Origin of the sequence: Thermus sp. 2.9, from assembly GCF_000794385.1 — a bacterium.
Classification (GTDB): domain Bacteria; phylum Deinococcota; class Deinococci; order Deinococcales; family Thermaceae; genus Thermus; species Thermus thalpophilus.
This window is the reverse complement of record NZ_JTJB01000010.1, coordinates 93,558-112,930: the sequence shown is the minus strand read 5'-3', so window position 1 is coordinate 112,930 and position 19,373 is coordinate 93,558. Positions and strand designations below refer to the sequence as shown.

The 19,373-nt window shown below is 66.8% G+C and carries 18 protein-coding genes, 1 tRNA gene and 1 pseudogene; 11 read left to right on the top strand and 9 right to left on the bottom strand.

Going from position 1 to position 19,373, the window contains the following annotated elements:
* Window positions 1-2: 2 nt before the first annotated feature.
* On the bottom strand, window positions 3-407 hold the full coding sequence (locus QT17_RS14970) for an FAD-dependent oxidoreductase (protein ID WP_369792365.1): 405 nt from the start codon (window positions 405-407) through the stop codon (window positions 3-5).
* A gap of 84 nt (window positions 408-491) precedes the next feature.
* Here QT17_RS14970 and QT17_RS04845 point away from each other — a divergent pair, with 84 nt between their 5' ends.
* The 9 genes and pseudogenes from QT17_RS04845 (at window position 492) to QT17_RS04815 (ending at window position 8,038) form a co-directional block, all read left to right on the top strand.
* On the top strand, window positions 492-977 hold the full coding sequence (locus tag QT17_RS04845; protein ID WP_039457045.1) for a hypothetical protein: 486 nt from the start codon (window positions 492-494) through the stop codon (window positions 975-977).
* Between the two features lie 18 nt (window positions 978-995).
* Complete coding sequence (locus tag QT17_RS04840) at window positions 996-2,618, top strand: hypothetical protein (protein ID WP_039457111.1); 1,623 nt, start codon at window positions 996-998, stop codon at window positions 2,616-2,618.
* Window position 2,619: 1 nt separating this feature from the next.
* A complete protein-coding gene (gene smpB, locus QT17_RS04835) occupies window positions 2,620-3,054 on the top strand; it encodes an SsrA-binding protein SmpB (RefSeq protein ID WP_039457108.1) in 435 nt (144 codons plus the stop codon).
* Window positions 3,051-4,199 carry an N-acetylmuramoyl-L-alanine amidase gene (locus QT17_RS04830; RefSeq protein WP_039457042.1) on the top strand — a complete coding sequence of 383 codons (1,149 nt, stop codon included), beginning with the start codon at window positions 3,051-3,053 and terminating at the stop codon, window positions 4,197-4,199. The genes smpB and QT17_RS04830 overlap by 4 nt, the downstream gene beginning before the upstream one ends.
* 2 nt (window positions 4,200-4,201) lie before the next feature.
* Window positions 4,202-4,696, top strand: coding sequence for a GerMN domain-containing protein (locus QT17_RS04825; RefSeq protein WP_039457103.1), 495 nt, complete (start codon window positions 4,202-4,204; stop codon window positions 4,694-4,696).
* Entirely contained in the window at window positions 4,693-6,009 is a 1,317-nt protein-coding gene (locus QT17_RS14310) for an AAA family ATPase (protein WP_235283748.1), read from the top strand. The genes QT17_RS04825 and QT17_RS14310 overlap by 4 nt, the downstream gene beginning before the upstream one ends.
* A 4-nt stretch (window positions 6,010-6,013) precedes the next feature.
* Window positions 6,014-6,112: pseudogene (locus tag QT17_RS14965) on the top strand (hypothetical protein); the annotation flags it as partial.
* A 2-nt stretch (window positions 6,113-6,114) separates the two neighbouring features.
* A complete protein-coding gene (locus QT17_RS14845; protein WP_304412958.1) occupies window positions 6,115-7,722 on the top strand; it encodes a hypothetical protein in 1,608 nt (535 codons plus the stop codon).
* Window positions 7,712-8,038, top strand: coding sequence for a nucleoside triphosphate pyrophosphohydrolase family protein (locus QT17_RS04815; protein WP_039457039.1), 327 nt, complete (start codon window positions 7,712-7,714; stop codon window positions 8,036-8,038). The genes QT17_RS14845 and QT17_RS04815 overlap by 11 nt, the downstream gene beginning before the upstream one ends.
* A gap of 45 nt (window positions 8,039-8,083) precedes the next feature.
* On the opposite strand, the gene QT17_RS04810 is transcribed toward QT17_RS04815, so the two are convergent.
* Window positions 8,084-8,332, bottom strand: a complete 249-nt coding sequence (locus QT17_RS04810; protein ID WP_039457036.1) for a zf-TFIIB domain-containing protein — start codon at window positions 8,330-8,332, stop codon at window positions 8,084-8,086.
* Window positions 8,333-9,013 carry a zinc metallopeptidase gene (locus QT17_RS04805; protein ID WP_039457033.1) on the bottom strand — a complete coding sequence of 227 codons (681 nt, stop codon included), beginning with the start codon at window positions 9,011-9,013 and terminating at the stop codon, window positions 8,333-8,335.
* A gap of 250 nt (window positions 9,014-9,263) precedes the next feature.
* Here QT17_RS04805 and QT17_RS04800 point away from each other — a divergent pair, with 250 nt between their 5' ends.
* Window positions 9,264-10,121 carry a sulfurtransferase gene (locus tag QT17_RS04800; RefSeq protein ID WP_039457031.1) on the top strand — a complete coding sequence of 286 codons (858 nt, stop codon included), beginning with the start codon at window positions 9,264-9,266 and terminating at the stop codon, window positions 10,119-10,121.
* 29 nt (window positions 10,122-10,150) lie between these two features.
* On the opposite strand, the gene metH is transcribed toward QT17_RS04800, so the two are convergent.
* Window positions 10,151-13,705, bottom strand: a complete 3,555-nt coding sequence (gene metH / locus QT17_RS04795) for a methionine synthase (protein WP_039457028.1) — start codon at window positions 13,703-13,705, stop codon at window positions 10,151-10,153.
* Window positions 13,706-13,747: 42 nt separating this feature from the next.
* On the opposite strand from metH, the gene QT17_RS04790 reads away from it, so the two are divergent.
* Window positions 13,748-15,271 (top strand): nicotinate phosphoribosyltransferase, encoded by a 1,524-nt coding sequence (locus tag QT17_RS04790; RefSeq protein ID WP_039457025.1) that lies wholly within the window; start codon window positions 13,748-13,750, stop codon window positions 15,269-15,271.
* 36 nt (window positions 15,272-15,307) lie between these two features.
* Here QT17_RS04790 and QT17_RS13610 read toward each other — a convergent pair.
* The 5 genes from QT17_RS13610 to QT17_RS04760 form a co-directional block, all read right to left on the bottom strand.
* Window positions 15,308-16,149 (bottom strand): IS5 family transposase gene (locus tag QT17_RS13610; protein WP_244346638.1). Its coding sequence is split into 2 segments (ribosomal slippage): window positions 15,308-15,786 and window positions 15,786-16,149, totalling 843 coding nucleotides; the frame shifts between segments, so codons are not numbered across the junction.
* Window positions 16,150-16,181: 32 nt separating this feature from the next.
* The gene (gene clpX / locus QT17_RS04775) at window positions 16,182-17,378 is read right to left on the bottom strand and encodes an ATP-dependent Clp protease ATP-binding subunit ClpX (protein WP_039457022.1); all 1,197 of its coding nucleotides are present in this window, start codon (window positions 17,376-17,378) and stop codon (window positions 16,182-16,184) included.
* On the bottom strand, window positions 17,365-17,949 hold the full coding sequence (gene clpP / locus QT17_RS04770; RefSeq protein WP_039457100.1) for an ATP-dependent Clp endopeptidase proteolytic subunit ClpP: 585 nt from the start codon (window positions 17,947-17,949) through the stop codon (window positions 17,365-17,367). Before clpP ends, clpX begins: the two co-directional genes overlap by 14 nt.
* Window positions 17,950-18,010: 61 nt before the next feature.
* Complete coding sequence (gene tig / locus QT17_RS04765) at window positions 18,011-19,225, bottom strand: trigger factor (RefSeq protein WP_039457019.1); 1,215 nt, start codon at window positions 19,223-19,225, stop codon at window positions 18,011-18,013.
* Between the two features lie 36 nt (window positions 19,226-19,261).
* Window positions 19,262-19,346: transfer RNA gene (locus tag QT17_RS04760), tRNA-Leu, on the bottom strand.
* Window positions 19,347-19,373 lie beyond the last annotated feature (27 nt).

The window sequence follows — 19,373 nt, the reverse complement described above, 5'->3', positions numbered from 1 at the left end:
GGTCAAACCCCCTGAAGGGAAGACCCTTCCTTGGGCTTTAAGGCCTCCGCTGCGAAGGCCCCCATCACCCTCAGCATGAGCCCCAAGGCCACCACTGTCACCCGGTGACCCAGGTACGCCAGGGCCACCCCGGTGGTAAGCCCCACGTATCCCCCACCTATCACCGCCACTTGTTTCACCACTCCACCTCCAATCCAACCATACTCCCAAACTCGTTCCCAAGTCGGACCCCACGGTCCTTGTGGGCGATGAAAGCGAGCTTGCGTCCGACCCTCCCAAGCCCCCCACCCCTTTCCAGGAGGTGGCGGCCGTAGGCTTCCGCCAGGCACTGGGGTGGCAAAGGTAAAGTCCTGGACAATCACCCTCCGAAACCCCTCAGTGCCGAGACGAAGCAGCACGGGCGTCATCGGCGGAAAACTTAGCACACCCCTGCTAGTTCCCTGGGTGCAAATGACCAAGGCTCCACCGATCAGCTTGGGAAACTAAAGGGCATGGGGAGGGTTTGGCTAGTTCTTTTGGTACTTCTCCTCTCTTCAACCCAGGCCCAAGAATGGCGGCTCACCCGAAGTCAAAGCCTCACCCAGGAAGGGGCCAAGGCCTGGCGTTACACCCTAACCCCGGCGGACAGAGCGGGAAGGGAGCTTTGGCAGAAGCTCGTCCTCCAGTACCGGGACCACCTGCGGGCCGGGTACCGGGTGGACCTGGGGAGCTGGCGCCTTTACTTCCTCGGGGGAAGGCTCCGGCTGGAACCCCACTGCCCCCAGGTGAACCCCGCCTGCTTCACCTTCGGGGCGCTACCCGTGGAGAAGGGGGTGCAGGACCGCTTCCTATTGGGGCTAAGCCAGCTCTTGGACCAGGCCCTGGCCCAGGCCCGGAACACGGGAGGCAACCTCACCCTCTCCGGGCTCTTCCGGGTGGAGGTCAAACCAGGCCAGGCCCCGCCCTACTTGGCGAGGCCCTCGGGCTGGGCGCCCTAGCTTGGTATCCTCTTGGCCATGGGTCGTTTGGTTCTCCTTCTAGCCCTTTTGGGAAGCTTGGCCTTGGCAGGCCCCTGCGCTAACCGGCCCTACACCCTAGAAACCGAAGAAGGACTTTTGGGCGGGGAGGAGCTTAGCTACGACGGGGAGGAGCTCGTCTTTGAAGGGCGGGCCTGTTTGGAACGGGAGGGGCTATTCCTCGAGGCCCCCCTCATCCGCTACCGGGAGGAGGAAAAGGCCTTCTTTGCCGAAAACCTCACCGGGGAAGCGGAAGGGTGGCGGCTAGAGGCCAAGCGTCTGGAAGGCAAAACCCTAAAAGGTGTGCGCCTTGCCCAAGGAAGGCTACGGGCCGAGGCGGAAAGCATCCTCCTGGAGCGCCCCCCCTTGGGCCAAGGGGTCTATCTGGAATCCCCCGCCTACCGCTTGAAGGCGGAAGAGGCCCGCTTCAACCAAAGAGAAGCCCTCCTAAAGGGGTTTTTGGCCACCCCGTGCCCCTGCGGGGAGGATGTGCGCCTCTCCATGGGGGAGGCCCGGTTTGACGTGGCCACCGGGGAACTGGTGGGGGAGGCCAGCCTGGGCCTTTGGAACCTGGAAATCCCCATCGGGGAGGCCCGGGCCAACGCCAACCGGAAGCCTACCCTGGAAAGCCCCTTGGTCTTGGGGAGCACCCCGGATGGGGGGTGGAGCCTTGGCGTGAGGAATTTTCCCCTCCCCAGGCCCGGGGAAGAGATCGGCCGCTGGAAAAGGCGCTTTACCCTCCTTGCCACGGGGCTTGGCGCGGGCCAGGAGGCCCTGGTCCTGGGCTACCGGGAAGAAGGCCGGGGCATGGAGGCGCAACTGGGCTACGCCCCTGGGGTTTGGGCCTTCTTTGACGACCTTTACTTCGCCGCAAGCCCCAACCCCCCCGACGCCGACACCCCCCGCCTCGAGGTTCGCTACCGGCCCACCTTCCGCCTGGAAAACCTCAGCTTAAGCCCCTTCCTCCGGTACGCGGAAACAGGAAGGAGCCAAGGCTGGACCCTGGGGCTCGAGGCGGGCTACCGTGCCGCCTTCCAAGAGGGGCCCTTTCGCTTTTTCCTCGCCCCTTCCCTCCTCTTTAGCGTTTATCCCGGCACCGGGTACCATCCCTACTTGGCCTTGGGAGGCAGCCTAGAGGGGGAGTTTGAGGAGGGAGACCTCCGCCTCCGGACGGGCTACGCCGGGCGGCTAGAACCCTTGGGCCCAACCCCTCCTTTCACCTACGAAAACCGGGATGAGTTCCAAAGGTTTTCCCTGGAGGGCGCCTATGGCCCCATGGGGCTAAGCTACATCCTGGAAAACCCCTTGGCGAACCGGCTAGAGCAACTGGAAGGACGTTTCCAAGACCCGAGCTTCGGGAGCCTCCGGGTGGCCTACGTCCGGGGCAGCCTGGAGGAGGTGCGCTTGGCTTACGCCATGCCCCTCCCCGAGCGCACCTGCTGTCAGGCCCTTTGGCTCGCCCCCGAGGTGGGCTTAAGCGGGGGCGGCTTAAGCCGCTACGGCCTTACCTTTCGCTATTACGACGGCTGCTTCGCTTACGAGCTAAAGGTGCAAAACGTCCTAAAAGGCCAGTACAGCGAAACTACGGGCCTAAGCCTCGCCTTCGGCCTTGCCCTGCGGTAAGATAGCCCCCGTGCTGGAGAACCGCCGGGCGCGGCACGACTACGAGATCCTGGAAACCTATGAGGCGGGCCTGGTCCTCAAGGGGACGGAGGTGAAATCCATCCGGGCGGGGAAGGTGGACTTCACGGGGAGCTTCGCCAAGTTTGAAGACGGGGAGCTTTACCTGGAAAACCTCTACATCGCCCCCTACGAGAAGGGCTCCTACACCAACGTGGACCCCCGCCGCAAGCGCAAGCTCCTCCTCCATCGCCACGAGCTCAATCGCCTCCGGGGCAAGGTGGAGCAAAAGGGTCTCACCCTGGTGCCCCTGAAGATCTACTTCAACGAACGGGGCTACGCCAAGGTGCTCCTGGGGCTTGCCCGGGGCAAAAAGGCTTACCAAAAGAAGGAAGACGACAAAAAGAAGGCGGTGCGCCGGGCTCTGGAGGAGCTATGAGGCTTTTTCTGCCTTTCCTTCTCGCCGCCTTAGCCCTGGCCCAGGCGCCCAAGCCCCTGAAGGCGGGAAGCCTCACAGGGGAGGCAGTCTACCCGGGGGGGCGGGGGGTGGCCTACGGACCCGCCCAATTGGTGGCCCAGGGCCTGGGGCTTTCCCTTTGGCAAGGGGAAGGCCGCTTGGCTTTGGGCTTGGGAAGCCGGCAGAAGGTCTTCCCCATCCTAGGGGAGGAAGCCAAGGCCGCAGCCCAAGGAGCGGCCTGGCGGCGGGGCAACGAGGTCTACATCCCCTTGCGCCCCCTGGCGGACGCTTTGGGCCTCACCTACCGGGCCCAGGAGGGCATCCTGTTGGAGCTTCCCTGGGCGGAGCTATTGGGGGTGGAGCGGGAAAGCATGAGGCTCACCTTCCGCTTTTCCCGGGAGGTGAACGCCCTTTACCGGGAAGGAGGGGTGCTCTTCCTCCTGGCCAAGGGGATGGGCACGGGGCTTCGGCAAGAACCCCTAGGGCTTTTCCTGCCCCTGGATACCCCCCCCGACCGACTTTACTACCCGGGAGGGGGCCGGGTGGTCCTGGAGTGGGGCCCTTTGCCCAAGCCCAAGCCCTTGGTCCTCCTGGACCCAGGGCACGGGGGAAAGGATACGGGGATTAACCTGGACGGGGTTTGGGAGAAGGACCTAACCCTGGACCTGGCCCGCCAGGTGGCGGCCCAGCTCCCAGGTAGCCGCCTCACCCGGAACCAGGACGCCACCCTTCCCCTCGAGGCCCGCCTAGCCCAGGCGCAAGGGGCGGCGGTCTTCCTCTCCCTCCACGTCACCCGGGGAAGCGCCCTCAACCTCTACCTGCCCAAGGAGCGCTCCCTGACCCTGGCCAAGAACGCCGAAAGCCTCCTCGCCACCGCCCCCGCGGAGCAAAAGGCCCTGCTCAAGGCCTACGCCGGCGACCCCCGCCGCCTTGCCCAGGCCCTGGAAAGCGCCTTTTCCGCCTTGGGCTTGGTCCTAGCCAAGGCGGAGGGCCCCTACGCCCTCACCGACCTTCCCGGGGCGGCGGTCTTGTTGGAAATCGGGGCCGAGCGCCTCAAGACACCCCAGGACCGCCAGGCCCTGGCCGAGGCCATCGCACAGGGCGTCCGAAGCTACCTGGAGGAATGAGCGTGCGCGGACTCTTCACCTTTTGGAACGTCTTTGGTCTCCTCGTCTTCGTCCTGGGAGCCTTCGTGTACTGGAAAAGCGCTGGGAACGAGGCCCCGGGGGCCCTGTCCCTGCCCTCCCCTGGCGAGGCTAAGCCCGAAACCCTGGTCCTGGTCCTCTACCGCCCCGACCCTCCCCGGGGCTTCCTCAAGGAAAGCCAAACCCTCACCCTGGGCCCGGGGGAAAGCCCCGAGGGACGGGCCTTGGCCGTCTGGGCCGAGGCCACCCAGTCCCCCGCCCCCAAGGCCCTCTTCCGCCTGGAAAAGGCCTTGGTGGTGGACCTCCCCGCGGGCTTCGCCCAAGGCCTGGACGCCATGGAAGAGGCCTTCCGGCTTTACAGCCTGGCCTACACCCTCCTCACCACCTTCGGGGCGGAGGAGGTGCGGTTTTTGGTGGAGGGCAAGCCTTCCCCTGGCCTTGCCCACCTGGACCTAACCAAACCCATTCGCCTGCCATGAAGGAAGCCTGGCGCATAGACCGCTTGACCCTGCAAGGGTTCAAGTCCTTCGCCGAGCGCACCCTCTTGGAGTTCCCCGATGCGGTCACGGGCGTCATCGGTCCCAACGGCTCGGGCAAGAGCAACCTGGTGGAGGCCTTGCGCTTCGTCACCGGGGCCCGGGCCCACGAGCTAAGGGGGCAAGAGCTTTCCGCCTTCCTCTTCCACGGGGCGGAAGGCCGGCCCCCCCTGGGCTACGCCGAGGTGCGGCTGGAGCTTTCCCGGGGGCGGGAGCGGCTTTGGGTGGAGCGGCGCATCGAGGGGGAGCGCACCTTCCTCAAGGTGAATGGCCGCCCGGCGAGCGCCAAGGCCTTGGCCCTGCACCTGGCGGGCACGGGCTTAGGTCGGGGCGGGTACGCCATCGTGGGCCAGGGGGAGGTGGGGGCCCTCCTGGAAGCCCCGGAGGAGGTCCTCCTGGCCCACCTGGAGGAGGCTTCCGGCCTCAGGCCCGTGGCCGAGGCGGCCAAGGCCACGGAGGAAAGGCTCAAGGAGGCCTTGGCCCTTCTGGAGGAGCGGGAAAAGGTCCTAGGACAACTGAAGGCGGAGGCGAGCCGCTTGGAACAGGAGGCGGAGCAGGCCGCCCGCGCCCGGGCCTTGGACCTCGAGGCCCTAAGGCTCAAGCGAAGCCTCCTCCTCGCCCGAGCGGAGGAGGCGCAAAAGGACCTGGAAAGGGCCCAAACCCGCCTCCTGGCCCTGGCGGAGGAGGAAGCCCACCTGCAAGGGACGCAAAGGGAGCTTAAGGCGGCGAAGGAGGCCCTAAAGGCCGAGGAGGAAAGCCTCCGGGCCCGCCTGGAGGCAGTGCGCCTCGCCCTGAAGGAGCGGGAGGCCCTGGAAAGGGAGTGTCAGGAGCTTTCCCGCATCCTGAAGGCCCTGGACCGCCCCCCGCCCCAGGACCCCGGCCCCCCCGTCCCCGACCCAGGGGTTCAAGGCGGAGGAGGTGCGGGCCAAGCTCGCCCGGCTCAAAGGGGAAGAAACCCGGCTCCTGGCGGAAAAAAGGCGGTTGGAAGAGGCTTGGCGCCGCTACGAAACGGAAGCCGCCCGCTACGAGGAAAGGCTTCGCCACCACCAAGAAGCCCTGGCGGAGCGGAGCCTTCTGGAACGGGAACTCGCCGAGGCCCAGGAAGCCCTGGCCCGGCTGGCGGAAGCCTGGGAAAGGCGAAAGGCCCTGGAGGCCGCTTTAACCGAAGCCAAGGCCGCCTTGCAAGGGGCCTCGCGGGAGCGGGAAAGGCTGGAAAGGCTCCTGGCGGCGGGCGCCGACCTGCAGGAAGGCCCTAGGCGGGTGCGGGGGCTAAAGGGCATCCTGGGGGTGGTGGCGGACCTGGTGCGGCCCGAGCCCGGGTTGGAGCTGGCCCTGGAGGTGGCCTTGGGCCCCAGGCTCCAGTGGGTCTTGGCCCAAGACGAGGAGGCGGCCAGGGCGGCCATCGCCTCCTCAAGCGGGAAGGAGGGCGGGCCACCTTCCTGCCCATCACCCTCCTTACCCCACCCGCCGCCCCCAACCCCAAGCCCACCCCCGGGCTCCTGGGCCCCGCCTACCGCCTGGCCTCCTTGCGCCTTAAGGGGCTTCCCGAGCGGGCCATCCTCCTCACCCTCCTGGGGGACACCCTGGTCTTCCAGGACCTCGAGGCCGCCCTGGCCCACCGCCGCGCCGGCGGACGGGAGCGGCTTGTGACCCTGGAGGGGGAGGTCCTGGAACGCTCCGGGGCCCTCACCGGGGGAAGGACCAAGGGAAGCGGGGAAACCTTCCTCTTCCGCCGCCGGGTGGAGGCCTTGGCGGAGGAAGAGGCGAAGCTCGCCCAAAGGGTCGCCGAGCTGGAGGCGGCGCTACGGGGCCTCCCTTCCCCCCAAGCCTTCGCCGAGGCCAAGGCCAAGGTGGCCGCTTTGGAAGCCCGGCGCCAAGCTCCCCTCCCCCCGCCGCCCAAACCCCCCACGCCTCCCGAAGGGGCCTGGGACGAGGCCCGCCTAAAAGCCCTGGAAGCGGAACGGGAAGCCTTGGAAGCCCTCCTCGCCCAGGCGGAGGCCCACGAGCGCTACCTTTTCCTCGCCGCCGCCTATAGCGCCTGGCAAAGGGCGAAGGAGGAGGCCGCGCGGGTTAAAGCGCGGCTTGAGGAGCTGGAAAGCCGCCTACAGGCCACCTTGCCCTTGGTGGAAGAGGTTAGGACCCTGGAAGCCCGCCTGGGCCAGGTGCGGCGGGAGCGCCAGGCCCTAGAGGAGAAGGAAGCCCGGGCCCTCACCCAGGCCAACGCCCTCCTGGCGGAGCGGGAGCACCTCCGCCTCCTCATGGCCCGGCGGGAAGCCACCTTGGAGGAGCTTGCCCGGGAGCTTAGCGCCCTGCCCGAGGCCGAGAGGATACCGGGCACCCCCAAAGCCCTTCAGGCCCGGTTGGCCCAGGTGGAAAGGGAGCGGGAGCGCTTGGGCCCGGTGAACGCCTTGGCGGAGCGGGAGCTTTTCGCCCTCAAAGAACGCCTCGCCCGCCAGGAAAGCGAGGTAGCGGAAGCCATGGAGGCCCTCCTCCGCCTGGAAAAGGAGGCTAAAGCGGTGGAGGCCGCCTACGCCGAGCGCCTGAAGGAGAGCTTTCACCGCTTCCAGGAGGCCTTCCGCCAACAGGCCCAGGCCCTTTTGGGGGCGCGGGCCGAGGTGCGGCGGGAAGGGCGGGGGCTTAGGCTGGTGGTGGTGCCCCCGGGCAAGCGCACCCAGGACCTCCGGCTCCTTTCCCTCGGGGAGAAGACCCTGGGCGCCTTGGCCTTCCTCTTCGCCCTGGGGGAGCTCCAAGGGGGGCTACCCTTGGCGGTCTTGGACGAGGTGGACGCCGCCTTGGACGAGGCCAACCTCCTCCGCTTCACCCGCTTTTTGGCCTCGGGGCGGCAGTTCATCCTGGTGACCCACCAAAAGCGCACCATGGAGGCCTGCCAAGCCCTCTACGGCGTCACGGCGGAGGGGGGCATAAGCCGCGTCTACGCCATCCGGAAGGAGGTAACCCATGACCTTTAACACCTACCAGGAAGAGGCCAAGAAGACCGCCCTCTACCCCGAGGCCTACCGCCTCCTCTACCCCACCCTGGGCCTGGTGGGGGAGGCGGGGGAACTGGCCAACAAGGTGAAGAAGGTCCTGCGCGACCAGGGGGGGACCCTGACCCCAGAGGCGCGGGAGGCCATTTTGCAGGAGCTTGGGGACGTGCTTTGGTACGTGGCCCAAGTGGCCACAGACCTGGGGGAAAGCCTCGAGGCCGTGGCCCAGGCCAACCTGGCCAAACTCCGCTCCCGCCAGGCACGGGGTACCTTAGGGGGCTCCGGGGACCACCGATAAAGCGAAACGCCCCTGGGAGAACCCCCAGGAGCGCTCCCACCCCCTTTAGTCAAAGAGGTCAAACAGCTCTAGAAAGCCCTTCCTTTTCTTGTAGGGCTTGCCTTCCTGTCGGTGATAGGCCTCCCGCTCCGCCTCGTACTCCCGCTCCACCTGCCGGACCTCGGCCAGGAGCTTTTCCAGCTCCCCCCGGTCCAGCCACACCCCCCCGCACTGGGGGCAGACGTCTATGAGCACCCCCCGCCGCTCCACCTCCTTCATGCCCACACCGCACTGGGGGCAAAGGAGAAGGGGCATCTACTCCTCCCTCCGGCCCATGAGGAAGCTAGCGTAGTAGAGGATGGTGGCCAAGGAGCTGGCCAAGGCGGCCACGTAGGTCAGCGCCGCCCAGGTGAGCACCTGCCGGGCCGGGCCCATCTCCCGGGCGTCCAGGAAGCCCATGCGCTTCAGGAAGTCCAAGGCCCGCCTCGAGGCGTCAAACTCCACGGGCAGGGTGATGAGCTGGAAGAGGGCCACGGCCAGGTAAAGGTAAAGGCCGAGCTTGGCCAGGCCCAAGGCCCCCACCATGAGCCCCAGGACCACCAGGATGGGGCCCAGGTTGCTCCCCAGGCTCGCTGCGGGCCAGAGGCTCGCCCGCACCCTTAACCAAGCGTAGCCCTGGGCATCCTGCACCGCATGCCCCACCTCGTGGGCCGCCACCGCCAAGGCGGCGAGGCTCGGCGAGGCGTAGTTGGGCTCGGAAAGCCGCACCACCTTGGCGTGGGGGTCGTAGTGGTCGGTGAGGGCCCCCGGCACCGGCTCCACCCGCACGTGGGTGAGCCCGTGGGCGTCCAGGATGGCCCGGGCCACCTGGGCCCCGGTAAGCCCTCGGGCGTTGGCCACCCGGCTAAAGCGGGCAAAAGTGGCCTGCAACCCTCCTTGGATGGCTAGGCTGGCCACGAAGACCAGCCCCATGAGCACAATGGCTAGCACGTCCATGTTTCCCTCCCTGCGGGGTGTAGCAAAAAGCCGAGGCCACCTTTTAGTGGTCTCGCCATGCGCCCAAAGCGCCCCAGCCGACCGGGGAAACCTCCCGTACTGACGACCGGCTGGCCCCCGTAGGGGCGGCTACTCCCCGCAGGCTCCTTTATACCAGAACCCGCCCTCCTTGGCAAGGCGCCCGCGTAGATTGTGGCCGCGGTTCCTTGCATGAACACGCTCAAGGGTATAGTGGGGCTGGGAGGTGAGCATGGGCTACGCACACCCTGAGGTTCTGGTGAGCACGGAATGGGTGCAAGCGCACCTGGACGACCCAAAGGTGCGGGTCCTCGAGGTGGACGAGGACATCCTCCTCTACGACACGGGCCACATCCCCGGGGCCCAAAAGATTGACTGGCAGAAGGACTTCTGGGACCCGGTGGTGCGGGACTTCATCAGCGAGGAGGGGTTCGCCCAACTCATGGAGCGGCTTGGCATCTCCAACGACACCACCGTGGTCCTCTACGGGGACAAGAACAACTGGTGGGCCGCCTACGCCTTCTGGTTCTTCAAGTACAACGGCCACAAGGACGTGCGCCTCATGAACGGCGGGCGGCAGAAGTGGGTGGAGGAGGGCCGGCCCCTCACCACCGAGGTCCCCAGCTACCCCCCGGGCCGCTACGAGGTCCCCTACCGGGACGAGTCCATCCGCGCCTACCGGGATGACGTACTGGAGCACATCCTGAAGGTTAAGGAGGGCAAGGGGGCCCTGGTGGACGTGCGGAGCCCCGAGGAGTACCGGGGCGAGCTCACCCACATGCCCAACTACCCGCAAGAAGGGGCCCTACGGGCCGGGCACATTCCCGGGGCCAAGAACATCCCCTGGGCCAAGGCGGTGAACCCCGACGGCACCTTCAAAAGCCCGGAAGAGCTCAAAGCCCTCTACGAACCCCTGGGCATCACCAAGGACAAGGACGTGGTGGTCTACTGCCGCATCGCCGAGCGCTCCAGCCACTCCTGGTTCGTCCTCAAGTACCTCCTGGGCTACCCCCACGTGAAGAACTACGACGGCTCCTGGACGGAGTGGGGCAACCTGGTGGGGGTGCCCATCGCCAAAGGGGAGGAGTAAGGAAGGCCCCGGGGCTTCCCGGGGCTCTTTCAGTCCACGCTGAAGTAGCGGGCCTCGGGGTGGTGGACCACCAGGGCGCTGGTGGCGTGCTCGGGCTCAAGCTGGAAGCTCTCCGTAAGCCGCACCCCGATACGGGCGAAGCCCATGAGGCGGTCCAGCTTGGCCTGGTCGGCCAGGTCAGGGCAGGCGGGGTAGCCGAAGGAGTAGCGGGCCCCCTGGTAGCCCTGCTGGAAGAGTTTGGGGATCTCCGTGGCGTCCTGGCCGGCGATGCCCCACATCTGCCGCATGCGCTTGTGCCAGTACTCCGCCAAGGCCTCGGTCATCTCCACGGCGAAGCCGTGGACGAAGAGGTAGTCCTGGTAGGCCCCCCCTTCAAAGAGGGCCCGGGCCTTCCTCGCAGGCTCCTCCCCCATGCTCACCAACTGCACCCCAAGCACGTCCCGGGCCCCTTGGGCGTAGGCGGGAAGCCAATCCGCCTCGCTCCCCAAGGGCTCGGCGTGGCGGGGGCGGAAGTAGTCCACGAGGCTCAAGCCCCCGCCCCGCTGCCGGGGAAAGCGGAAGCGCTCCAGCACCTCCCCGGTTTGCGGGGAGAAGACGAGGAGTTCCTCCCCTTCCCGGGCCACGGGGAAGAAGCCGTAAAGCACCTTGGGCCTGAGCCACCCCTCCTCCATGGCCTCCTTGAGGAGGCGGCGGAAAACGGGTTCCGCCTCCCTTTCCACCAGGGCCTGCCACGCCTCCCGGCTCATCCCCTTGCGGCTATACCCCCACTGGCCCCGGTAAAGGGCGAGCTTGTTCACGTAGTGGGCGATGGTGGGAAGGTCCAGGTCCGCTTCCACCCGGACCCCGAAAAAGGGCGGCCTGGGGATGAAGAGAGCCTCCCCCACGGGCTTGGAACGCGCCTCCACCTTGGGCGCCTCCCGCTTGGGGCGGGGGGAAGCCCGTTGGGTGAGCTTGGGGGGAGCCTGGCCCGTGAGCTCTTCCATAAGCCGCAAACCCTCAAAGGCGTCCTCGGCGTAGTAGACGTTGGGGTAGATGGCGCGAAGGTCCTCCTCCACGAAGCTCCTTGTGAGGGCCGCCCCACCCAGGATCACGGGGAGGGTGTAGCCCCGATCCCGCATGTACTCCAGGTTTTCCTTCATCACCTGGGTGCTCTTCACCAAAAGGCCCGACATGCCCACGGCGTGGGGCTTGTGCGCCTCCACCGCCTGCAGGATCTCCTCAATGGGCACCTTGATGCCCAGGTTCACCACCTGGTAGCCGTTGTTGCTCAGGATGATGTCCACCAGGTTTTTGCCAATGTCGTGCACGTCCCCTTTCACCGTGGCCAGGACCATCTTGCCCTTACCCTCGCCCCGCTTTTCCATGTGGGGCTCCAGGTGGGCCACCGCCTTCTTCATCACCTCCGCCGCCTGGAGGACGAAGGGAAGCTGCATCTTCCCCGCCCCGAAAAGCTCCCCCACCTCCTTCATGCCGGCAAGGAGGGGGCCGTTGATGAGGTCCAGGGGCCTGTACCCCTGGCGCAGGGCCTCGTCCAGGTCGGCCTCGAGGCCCCCCTTCCTTCCCTCCACCACCCGCCGCTTGAGCCTTTCCAAAAGGGGCAGGGCCTGGAAGGCGTCCTCCTTGGCCGCGGGGTCTTCCGCATGGGCCTCAAAGTAGGCCATGAAGGCGAGGAGGGGATCATACCCCTCCCGCCGGCGATCGTGGATGAGGTCCAGGGCCAAGGCGTAGGCCTCCTCGGGGATCTGGCTGATGGGAAGGATCTTGCCCGCGTCCACGATGGCGGCGGTGAGGCCCCTCTGCCTCGCCTCGTCCAGGAAGACGGAGTTCAGGACCCGCCGGGCCCGGGGCTTCAGGCCAAAGGAAACGTTGGAAACCCCCAGGATGAACCCCACCCCGGGAAGCCTTTCCCTAAGCTCCTCCAGGGCGAGCAGGGTCTCCTTGGCCAGGGGGCGGCTCTCCTCGTCCCCTTGGGTGATGGGGAAGGTGAGGAGGTCAAAGAGGAGGTCCTCGGGGCGGAAGCCGTGGTGTTCCGTGAGGCGCTCGTACATGCGGAGGGCCACCCGCATCTTCTCCTCCTTGGTCTTGGCCATCCCCTTCTCGTCTATGGCCAAGGCCACCAAGGCCGCCCCGTGGGCCTTGGCCAAGGAGGCCACCCGGTCAAACCGCTCCAGGCCATCCTCCAGGTTGGCGGAGTTCAGGAGGACCCGGCCCGGCAGGTACTTGAGGGCGAGCTCCATGGCCTCGGGGGAGGTGGAGTCCACCATCACGGGCACCGTGACGGCGGTGGCGAGGCTCGGGAGGAGCCACCTGAGGTCTTCCAACTCGTCCCGCCCCGTCCAGGCCACGGAAAGGTCCAGGGCATGGGCCCCTTCCGCCACCTGCTCCCGCGCCAGGGTCAGGATGCCCTCGAGGTCCCGGGCGAAAAGCATCTCCCGGAAGCGCTTGCTTCCCGTGGCGTTGAGGCGCTCCCCCACCAAGAAGAGGCTCGCCTCCTGGCGGAGGGAGACCGCTTGGTACAAGGAGGCCACCTGGGGCGGGAAGGCCTCCGGCCTAGGCCGGGCGGGAAGCCCCTTCACCGCCTCCGCCACCTTGCGGATGTGCTCCGGCCCCGTGCCGCAACACCCCCCCACGGCGTTCACCCCGTACTCCAGGACGAACTTCCGGTGCCACTTGGCCAGCTCCTCCGGGGTGAGGTCGTAGACCACCCTGCCCCCCTCGTTCCGGGGCAGGCCGGCGTTGGGCAGGCAGGCCACGAAGCGGGTGCTGTGGGCCGCGAAGTGGCGCACCTTGCTGTCCATGAGGTCGGGCCCCGTGGCGCAGTTCATCCCCACCACGTCCACGGGAAGGCTCTCCAAGGCGGCCAGGGCCGCCTGTTCATCGGTTCCCACCAGCATGGTCCCCGTGGCCTCAAAGGTCACCTGGACCTGGAGGGGAACCTCCCGCCCCACCTCGGCCATGGCCTCGCGGGCGGCGAGGACGGCTGCGCGCACCTGGAGGATGTCCTGGGCCGTCTCCAAAAGGATGAGGTCCACCCCGCCCCGAAGAAGCCCCCGCGCCGCCTCCTTGTAGGCTTGGTAAAGCTCATCCCAAGCAATCTGCCCCAAGGAGATGAGCTTGGTTCCCGGCCCCAGGGCCCCCGCCACGAAGGCCCCGTAGGGCTCCGCCACCTCCTTGGCGAGCCTGGCCCCCAGGTAAGCGAGGGCCTCCGCCTCCTCCCCAAGCCCGTACTCGGCCAGGACGTGCCTTAGAGCGCCAAAGGTGTTGGTCTCTATCACCTCGGCCCCGGCCTCGAGGTAGGCGCGGTGGATTTCCTGCACCACTTGGGGCCGGGTGCGGTTTAGCACCTCGGGGCAGCCGAAGTAGGCCTCCCCCCCGTAGTCCTCGGGGGAAAGGTCCCGCTTTTGCAGCTCGGTACCCATGGCCCCGTCAAAGACCACGGGCCGCTCCAAAAGCGCCCTCAGGTAGGGGAACTTCCTAGCCCGGGCCTCCTTGTTGTAGCCCAGGCGCACCAACGGGGCATCCCCCCACCCCGCCCCCCCCAGGTGGTGGCGGCAACCGGGACTGCAGGTGTGGACCTCCACCATATCCCGCTAGTGTAGCCAAAAGCGGAGGGCTATGCTAGGCCCATGGACCCCTTCGGCATCCTCTACACCGACCTCTACCAGCTCACCATGGGTCAGGTTTACTTTCGCCTAGGGCTTCACGAGAGGGAAGCGCTCTTTGAAGCCTTTTACCGAAAAAACCCCGACTACGGAGCCCACCAGGCGGGCTACACCGTCTTCGCCGGGCTTGACCCCTTGCTCTCCTGGATGGAAAACGCCCGCTTCGGCGAGGCAGAGCTGGAAGCCCTCCGCGCCTTAAAAAGCCGCTCCGGCAAACCCCTCTTCGCCGAGGACTACCTCCATTACCTGCAGGCCATGGGCGGGTTCTCCGGCCTCACGGTGAGGGCCCTCCCCGAGGGCCGGGTGGCCCACCCCCAGGTGCCCCTTCTCAGCGTGGAAGGCCCCCTCCTCCAGGCCCAGCTCCTGGAAACCGCCCTCTTAAACCGCATCAACTACGAAACCCTCATCGCCACCAAGGCGAGCCGGGTGCGGGAGGCGGCGGGGGAAGAGGCGGTGGTGTTGGAGTTCGGCCTGCGCCGCTCCCCCGGCAAAGGGGGGGAAAGCGCCACACGGGCGAGCCTCATCGGGGGGGCCAACCGGAGTAGCGCCGTGAGCCTCTCCCACCTCCTGGGCCTCCCCGCCTCCGGCACCCACGCCCACAGCCTGGTCCAGGCCTTCTTGGCCTTGGGCTACTCCGAGGAAGACGCCTTCCAGGCCTTCGCCGAGGTCTTCCCCGACGACACCATCCTCCTCCTGGACACCGTGGACACCCTCCACTCCGGCCTGCCCCACGCCATCAAGGTCTTTGAGAACCTGCGGAAGAAGGGACACCGCCCCGTGGGGGTGCGGATTGACTCCGGCGACCTAGCCCACCTGGCCATCCAGGCGGCCAAGGAGCTGGACAAGGCGGGCTTCCCCGACACCCTCATCGTCCTCTCGGGGGACCTGGACGAGCTGGTCATCTGGCAGATCAAAAGCCAGATCCTGGAGGAAGCCCCCCGCTACGGCGTGGACCCAGAGAAGCTCCTAAAGCGCCTGGTCTACGGGGTGGGGACCCGGATGGTGGTCTCCTGGGGCTACCCGGCCTTAGGGGGGGTGTACAAGCTGGTGGCCATCCGGGAAAACGGCACCTGGGCCCCGGCCATGAAGATCTCGGACTCCTTGGAAAAGATCTTGAACCCCGGGCACAAGAAGGTCTACCGGGTGTACGACGGGCGGGGCCTGGCCACGGCGGACCTCCTGGCCACCTTTGAAGAGGAGGTGCGGGAGGACGCCCCCCTCTGCCTCCGCCATCCCACCGACCCCACCAAGCGCCGCACGCTGAACCCCGGGGAGTTCACCCTAGAACCCCTCCTGCAAGAAGCCTTCAGGGGCAAGCGCCTCTTCCCCCCCCTACCCCTCGAGGCCCTGCGGGAAAGGCGTCAAAAGGACGTGGCCCGGCTAGACCCAGGGGTGCGCCGCCTGGTGAACCCCCACATCTACCACGTTTCCCTCACCGAGCGCCTCTTCGCCCTCAAAGAGGCCCTGGTGGCCCGGCTTTCCGGCTAGGCCTAAGAGGCTGTCGTAAAAGTCCTCCACGGCCAGCTACGCGGCCCTAGCCAGCCGCTTCACCAACAAGCGTAGCATGCCCAGATACACCCAGGCCTCGCTCACCCGAGGGTTAGCTTCGTAGTCCTTGGCAAGCCGCCGATTCCGCCCAAGCCAGGCGAAGGTCCGCTCCACCACCCACCGCTTGGGCAAGGGCTTGAACCCCCTCTCCCGCGGAAGCTCCGGCGCCTCCTCCCCCTCCCGCACCCAGACCCCACGCACCCCCGCGTAGGGACGGGCCACCACCTCAAGCTCCAGCCCCAGGGAAGAAGCGAGCCCCTTGAGGCCCCTGTACCCCCAGTCCACAAAGAGCTTCCGCACCCTTGGCCAAAGGGAGAGGTCCATCCCCAGGAGCAAGGCCTCCCCACCCCGCTTATCGTGCTCGTTGGCCGGGTGCACGAAGGCCTTCAGCAAGCGACCCCCCGTGTCCGTCAAGATTTGGCGCTTTCTCCCCTTGACCTTTTTCGCCCCGTCGTTCCCTCGGGGCCCCCTTTTTCCGTGGTCTTGACGGACTGGCTATCCATCACCAGAGCGCTGGGCGAAGCTTGCCTCCCTTCTCGCTCCCGGTCCTGGCGGGCCAGGGCCTGGACGGCCTTCTCCCAAATGCCTTCCTTCTGCCACTTGCGGAAGTAGTGGTAGACGGTGGACCAGTGGGGCAAGTCATGGGGCATAGCCCGCCACTTGATGCCGTTTTCCAGGACGTAAAGGATGGCGTTAACGATTTCTCTCCTCGGCACCTTGGCGGGTCGGCCGCCGGGCTTGGGGGCTGGGATGAGGGGCTCCAGGAGGGCCCACTCCGCATCGCTGAGGTCGCTGGGGTAAGATCGTCTAGAGCTCATCCCTCAAGAATACCACCCTTTTACGACAGCCTCTAAGAAGCCTGCCTGAGTCGGGCCTCCTCCAGGGCCCTCAAGGGGTGGTCCAGGTGGGGCAGGTCCACCACGAGCTCCTTCACCCCGCTCCCCGGGGCCTCAAACATCAGGTCCACCATGGTCTTCTCCAGGATGGCCCTAAGGCCCCGGGCCCCCGTGCCCCGCTTGAGGGCGCGGCGGGCCACCTCCTTGAGGGCCGCCGGGGTAAAGCGGAGCTCAATCCCTTCCATGCGGAAAAGCTCCTGGTACTGCCGCACCAAGGCGTTCTTGGGCTCGGTGAGGATGCGCACCAGGTCGTCCTCCGTGAGGGGGTGGAGCTGGACGATGAGGGGGGCCCGGCCCACGAACTCGGGGATCATGCCAAACTTCACCAGGTCCTCGGGGATGACCTCCAGGGGCTCCTCCCCCTTCTCCTTACCCCCGGTGAAGCCGATGGCGGTGCGGCCCACCCGGGCCTTCACGATGTTCTCCAGGCCCTCAAAGGCCCCGCCCAGGATGAAGAGGATGTTTTTTGTGTTCACCGGGATGAACTCCTGATGGGGGTGCTTCCTTCCCCCTTGCGGGGGAACGTTGGCGATGGTGCCCTCAATGATCTTCAAAAGGGCCTGCTGCACCCCTTCCCCGGAAACGTCCCGGGTGAGGGAGGGGTTTTCCGACTTGCGGGCGATCTTGTCAATCTCGTCAATGTAAACGATGCCCATCTCCGCCCGCTCCACGTCAAAGTCGGCGTTTTGCAGGAGGCGGAGGATGACGTTCTCCACATCCTCCCCCACGTACCCCGCCTCGGTCAAGGTGGTGGCGTCGGCGATGGCGAAGGGCACCTCCAGGAAGCGGGCCAGGGTTTCCGCAAGGAGGGTCTTCCCCGTGCCCGTGGGTCCGATGAGGAGGATGTTGGCCTTGCCGATCTCCGCCTCGGGGTGGAGGAGGCGCTTGTAGTGGTTGTAGACGGCCACGCTCAAGGCCCGCTTGGCCGCCTCCTGGCCCACCACGTACTGGTCCAGGTGGGCCTTGATCTCCTGGGGCTTGGGCAGGCGGCTCGGCCCCTTGGGCTTGGCGCTTTCCCCCCGAAGAATCTCCTGGGCCCGGGCCACGCAGTCTTCGCAGATGAAGACGTCCTCCAAGGGGCTTTCCAGAAGCCTTCCCGTGTCGGGCGGGCGCAGGCCGCAGAAACTGCAGTGGGGCCTAGGCTTCCTCACGGGTCACCACCTGGTCAATGAGGCCGTATTCCAAGGCTTCTTGCGCCGAGAGGTAGTAGTCCCGGTCCGTGTCCTTTTCCACCTTTTCCAAGGGCTGGCCGGTGTGCTTGGCCAGGATCTCGTTCAGAAGCCTCTTAGCCTTGAGGATTTCCTGGGCCTGGATGGCGATGTCGCTGGCCGTGCCCCGGGCTCCGCCCCAGGGTTGGTGGATCATCACCTTGGAGTGGGGCAGGGCGTAGCGGCGCCCCTTCTCCCCAGCGGCCAGGATCACCGCGGCCATGCTGGCGGCAAGCCCGATGACGATGGTGGAAACCGGGGCCCGGACGAACTGCATGGTGTCGTAAATGGCAAGCCCGGCGTCCACCTCGCCCCCGGGGGAGTTGATGTAGAGCTTGATCTCCTGGTTGGGGTTTTGCGCGTCCAGGAAGAGGAGCTGGGCCACCACGGTGTTGGCCACCTGGGCGTCAATGGGGGTGCCCAGGAAGATGATGCGGTCCTTGAGGAGGCGGGAGTAAATGTCGTAGACCCGCTCGCCGCGGGCGGTCTGCTCTATGACGTAGGGTATGACCATACCGTTTTTCATTCTAAGGGGAAGCCCAGGGGGAAATCCCCCCCTGGGCCACCATGCCCCCTTAGGGGAGCTCCGCCAGGGCCTGGCGCACCGCCTTGTCCTGGAGGTGGGCCGCCCGCAACCGGGCAAGGCCCCGCTCCCCGAACTGCCGCCGGAGCTCTTGCAGGGAGAGGCCGTAGGAGCGGGCCACCGCCTGCAAGTAGGCCTGCCACTCCTCCTCGGATAGCTCGGGCTTTAGCTCCTCGGCCAGGCGCTCCTTGGCCAAGGAGCGGCGCACCCGTTTGAGGGCTTCCTGGCGCAACTCCTCCTTAAACTTCTCCAGCTCGCCCCGCTCCTCCAGGGCCTTGAGGTAGGCCTCGAGGCCAACCCCTTGCCGGTAGAGGTCCTCCGCCAGGTGCTCCAAAAGGTGGCGCTCCTCCGCCTCCAGCATGGAGGGGGGGATGTCCGCCTCCATCCCCTCGGCCAGCTTTTCCAAAAAGGCCCGCTCCCGGGCCTCCTGGTAGGCCGCCTCCGCCTGGCGCTTGAGGCTTTCCCGCACCTTGGCCTTGAGGTCTTCCAGGCTTTCCGCCTCGAGGGTCTTGGCAAACTCCTCGTCCAGCTCGGGAAGCTCCAGAGTCTTGACCTCCAAGACCTCGGTCTTCACCTCCCGCACCTTCTCGCCCCGCTCGTTCAGCACCGGCACCAGAACCTCGTCCCCCGCCCGCTTGCCCAAAAGGGCCTCCCGCACGTGGGGCAGGGCCTTGGAAAGGTCAATGGGAAACTCCGCCCCCTCCTCCGTGCGCACGAAGACGTGGTCGCCTTCCTGGGCCTCCCGCTCCACGGGAACCAGCTCGGCGTAGCGCTGGCGGAGCTCCTCCAGGGCCCTTTCCACCATCTCCTCGGTCACCTCGGGAGAGGGCACCTCCAAGGTGAAGCTCCGCCAGTCGGGGAGCTTCACCTCTGGGTAGTTCTCCACCTCGGCCACGTAGCGGAAGCCCTCCCCCTCCTTGAGCTCCTCCTCCACCACCCGGGCGGCCACGGGGGTAAGGCCCAGCTCCCGCACCGCTTCGGGGTAGGTTTCCTCCACCAAGCGCTCCTTGAGGTCGGCCAGAAGCTCATCCCGCCCCAAGCGGGCCTCCACCACCTTCAAAGGGGCCTTTCCCGGGCGGAAGCCAGGGATCCGCACCCGCTTGGCCAGGTCCTTTAGGAGGGCCTGGTAGCTCTCCTCCACCCTCTTCGCCGGGACTTCCACCCGGACCTTCACCAGATAGCCGGAACGCTCCAGGATCTCCGCCACGCCACACCTCGCAGTTGGGGAAGGGCCCCGCCCGGTTGGTGCGAGGAGCGGGACTTGAACCCGCACGGGTTGCCCCACCGGATCCTAAGTCCGGCGCGTCTACCGGTTCCGCCATCCTCGCATGGGGGCGAGGCCCCCCCTTCAAAAT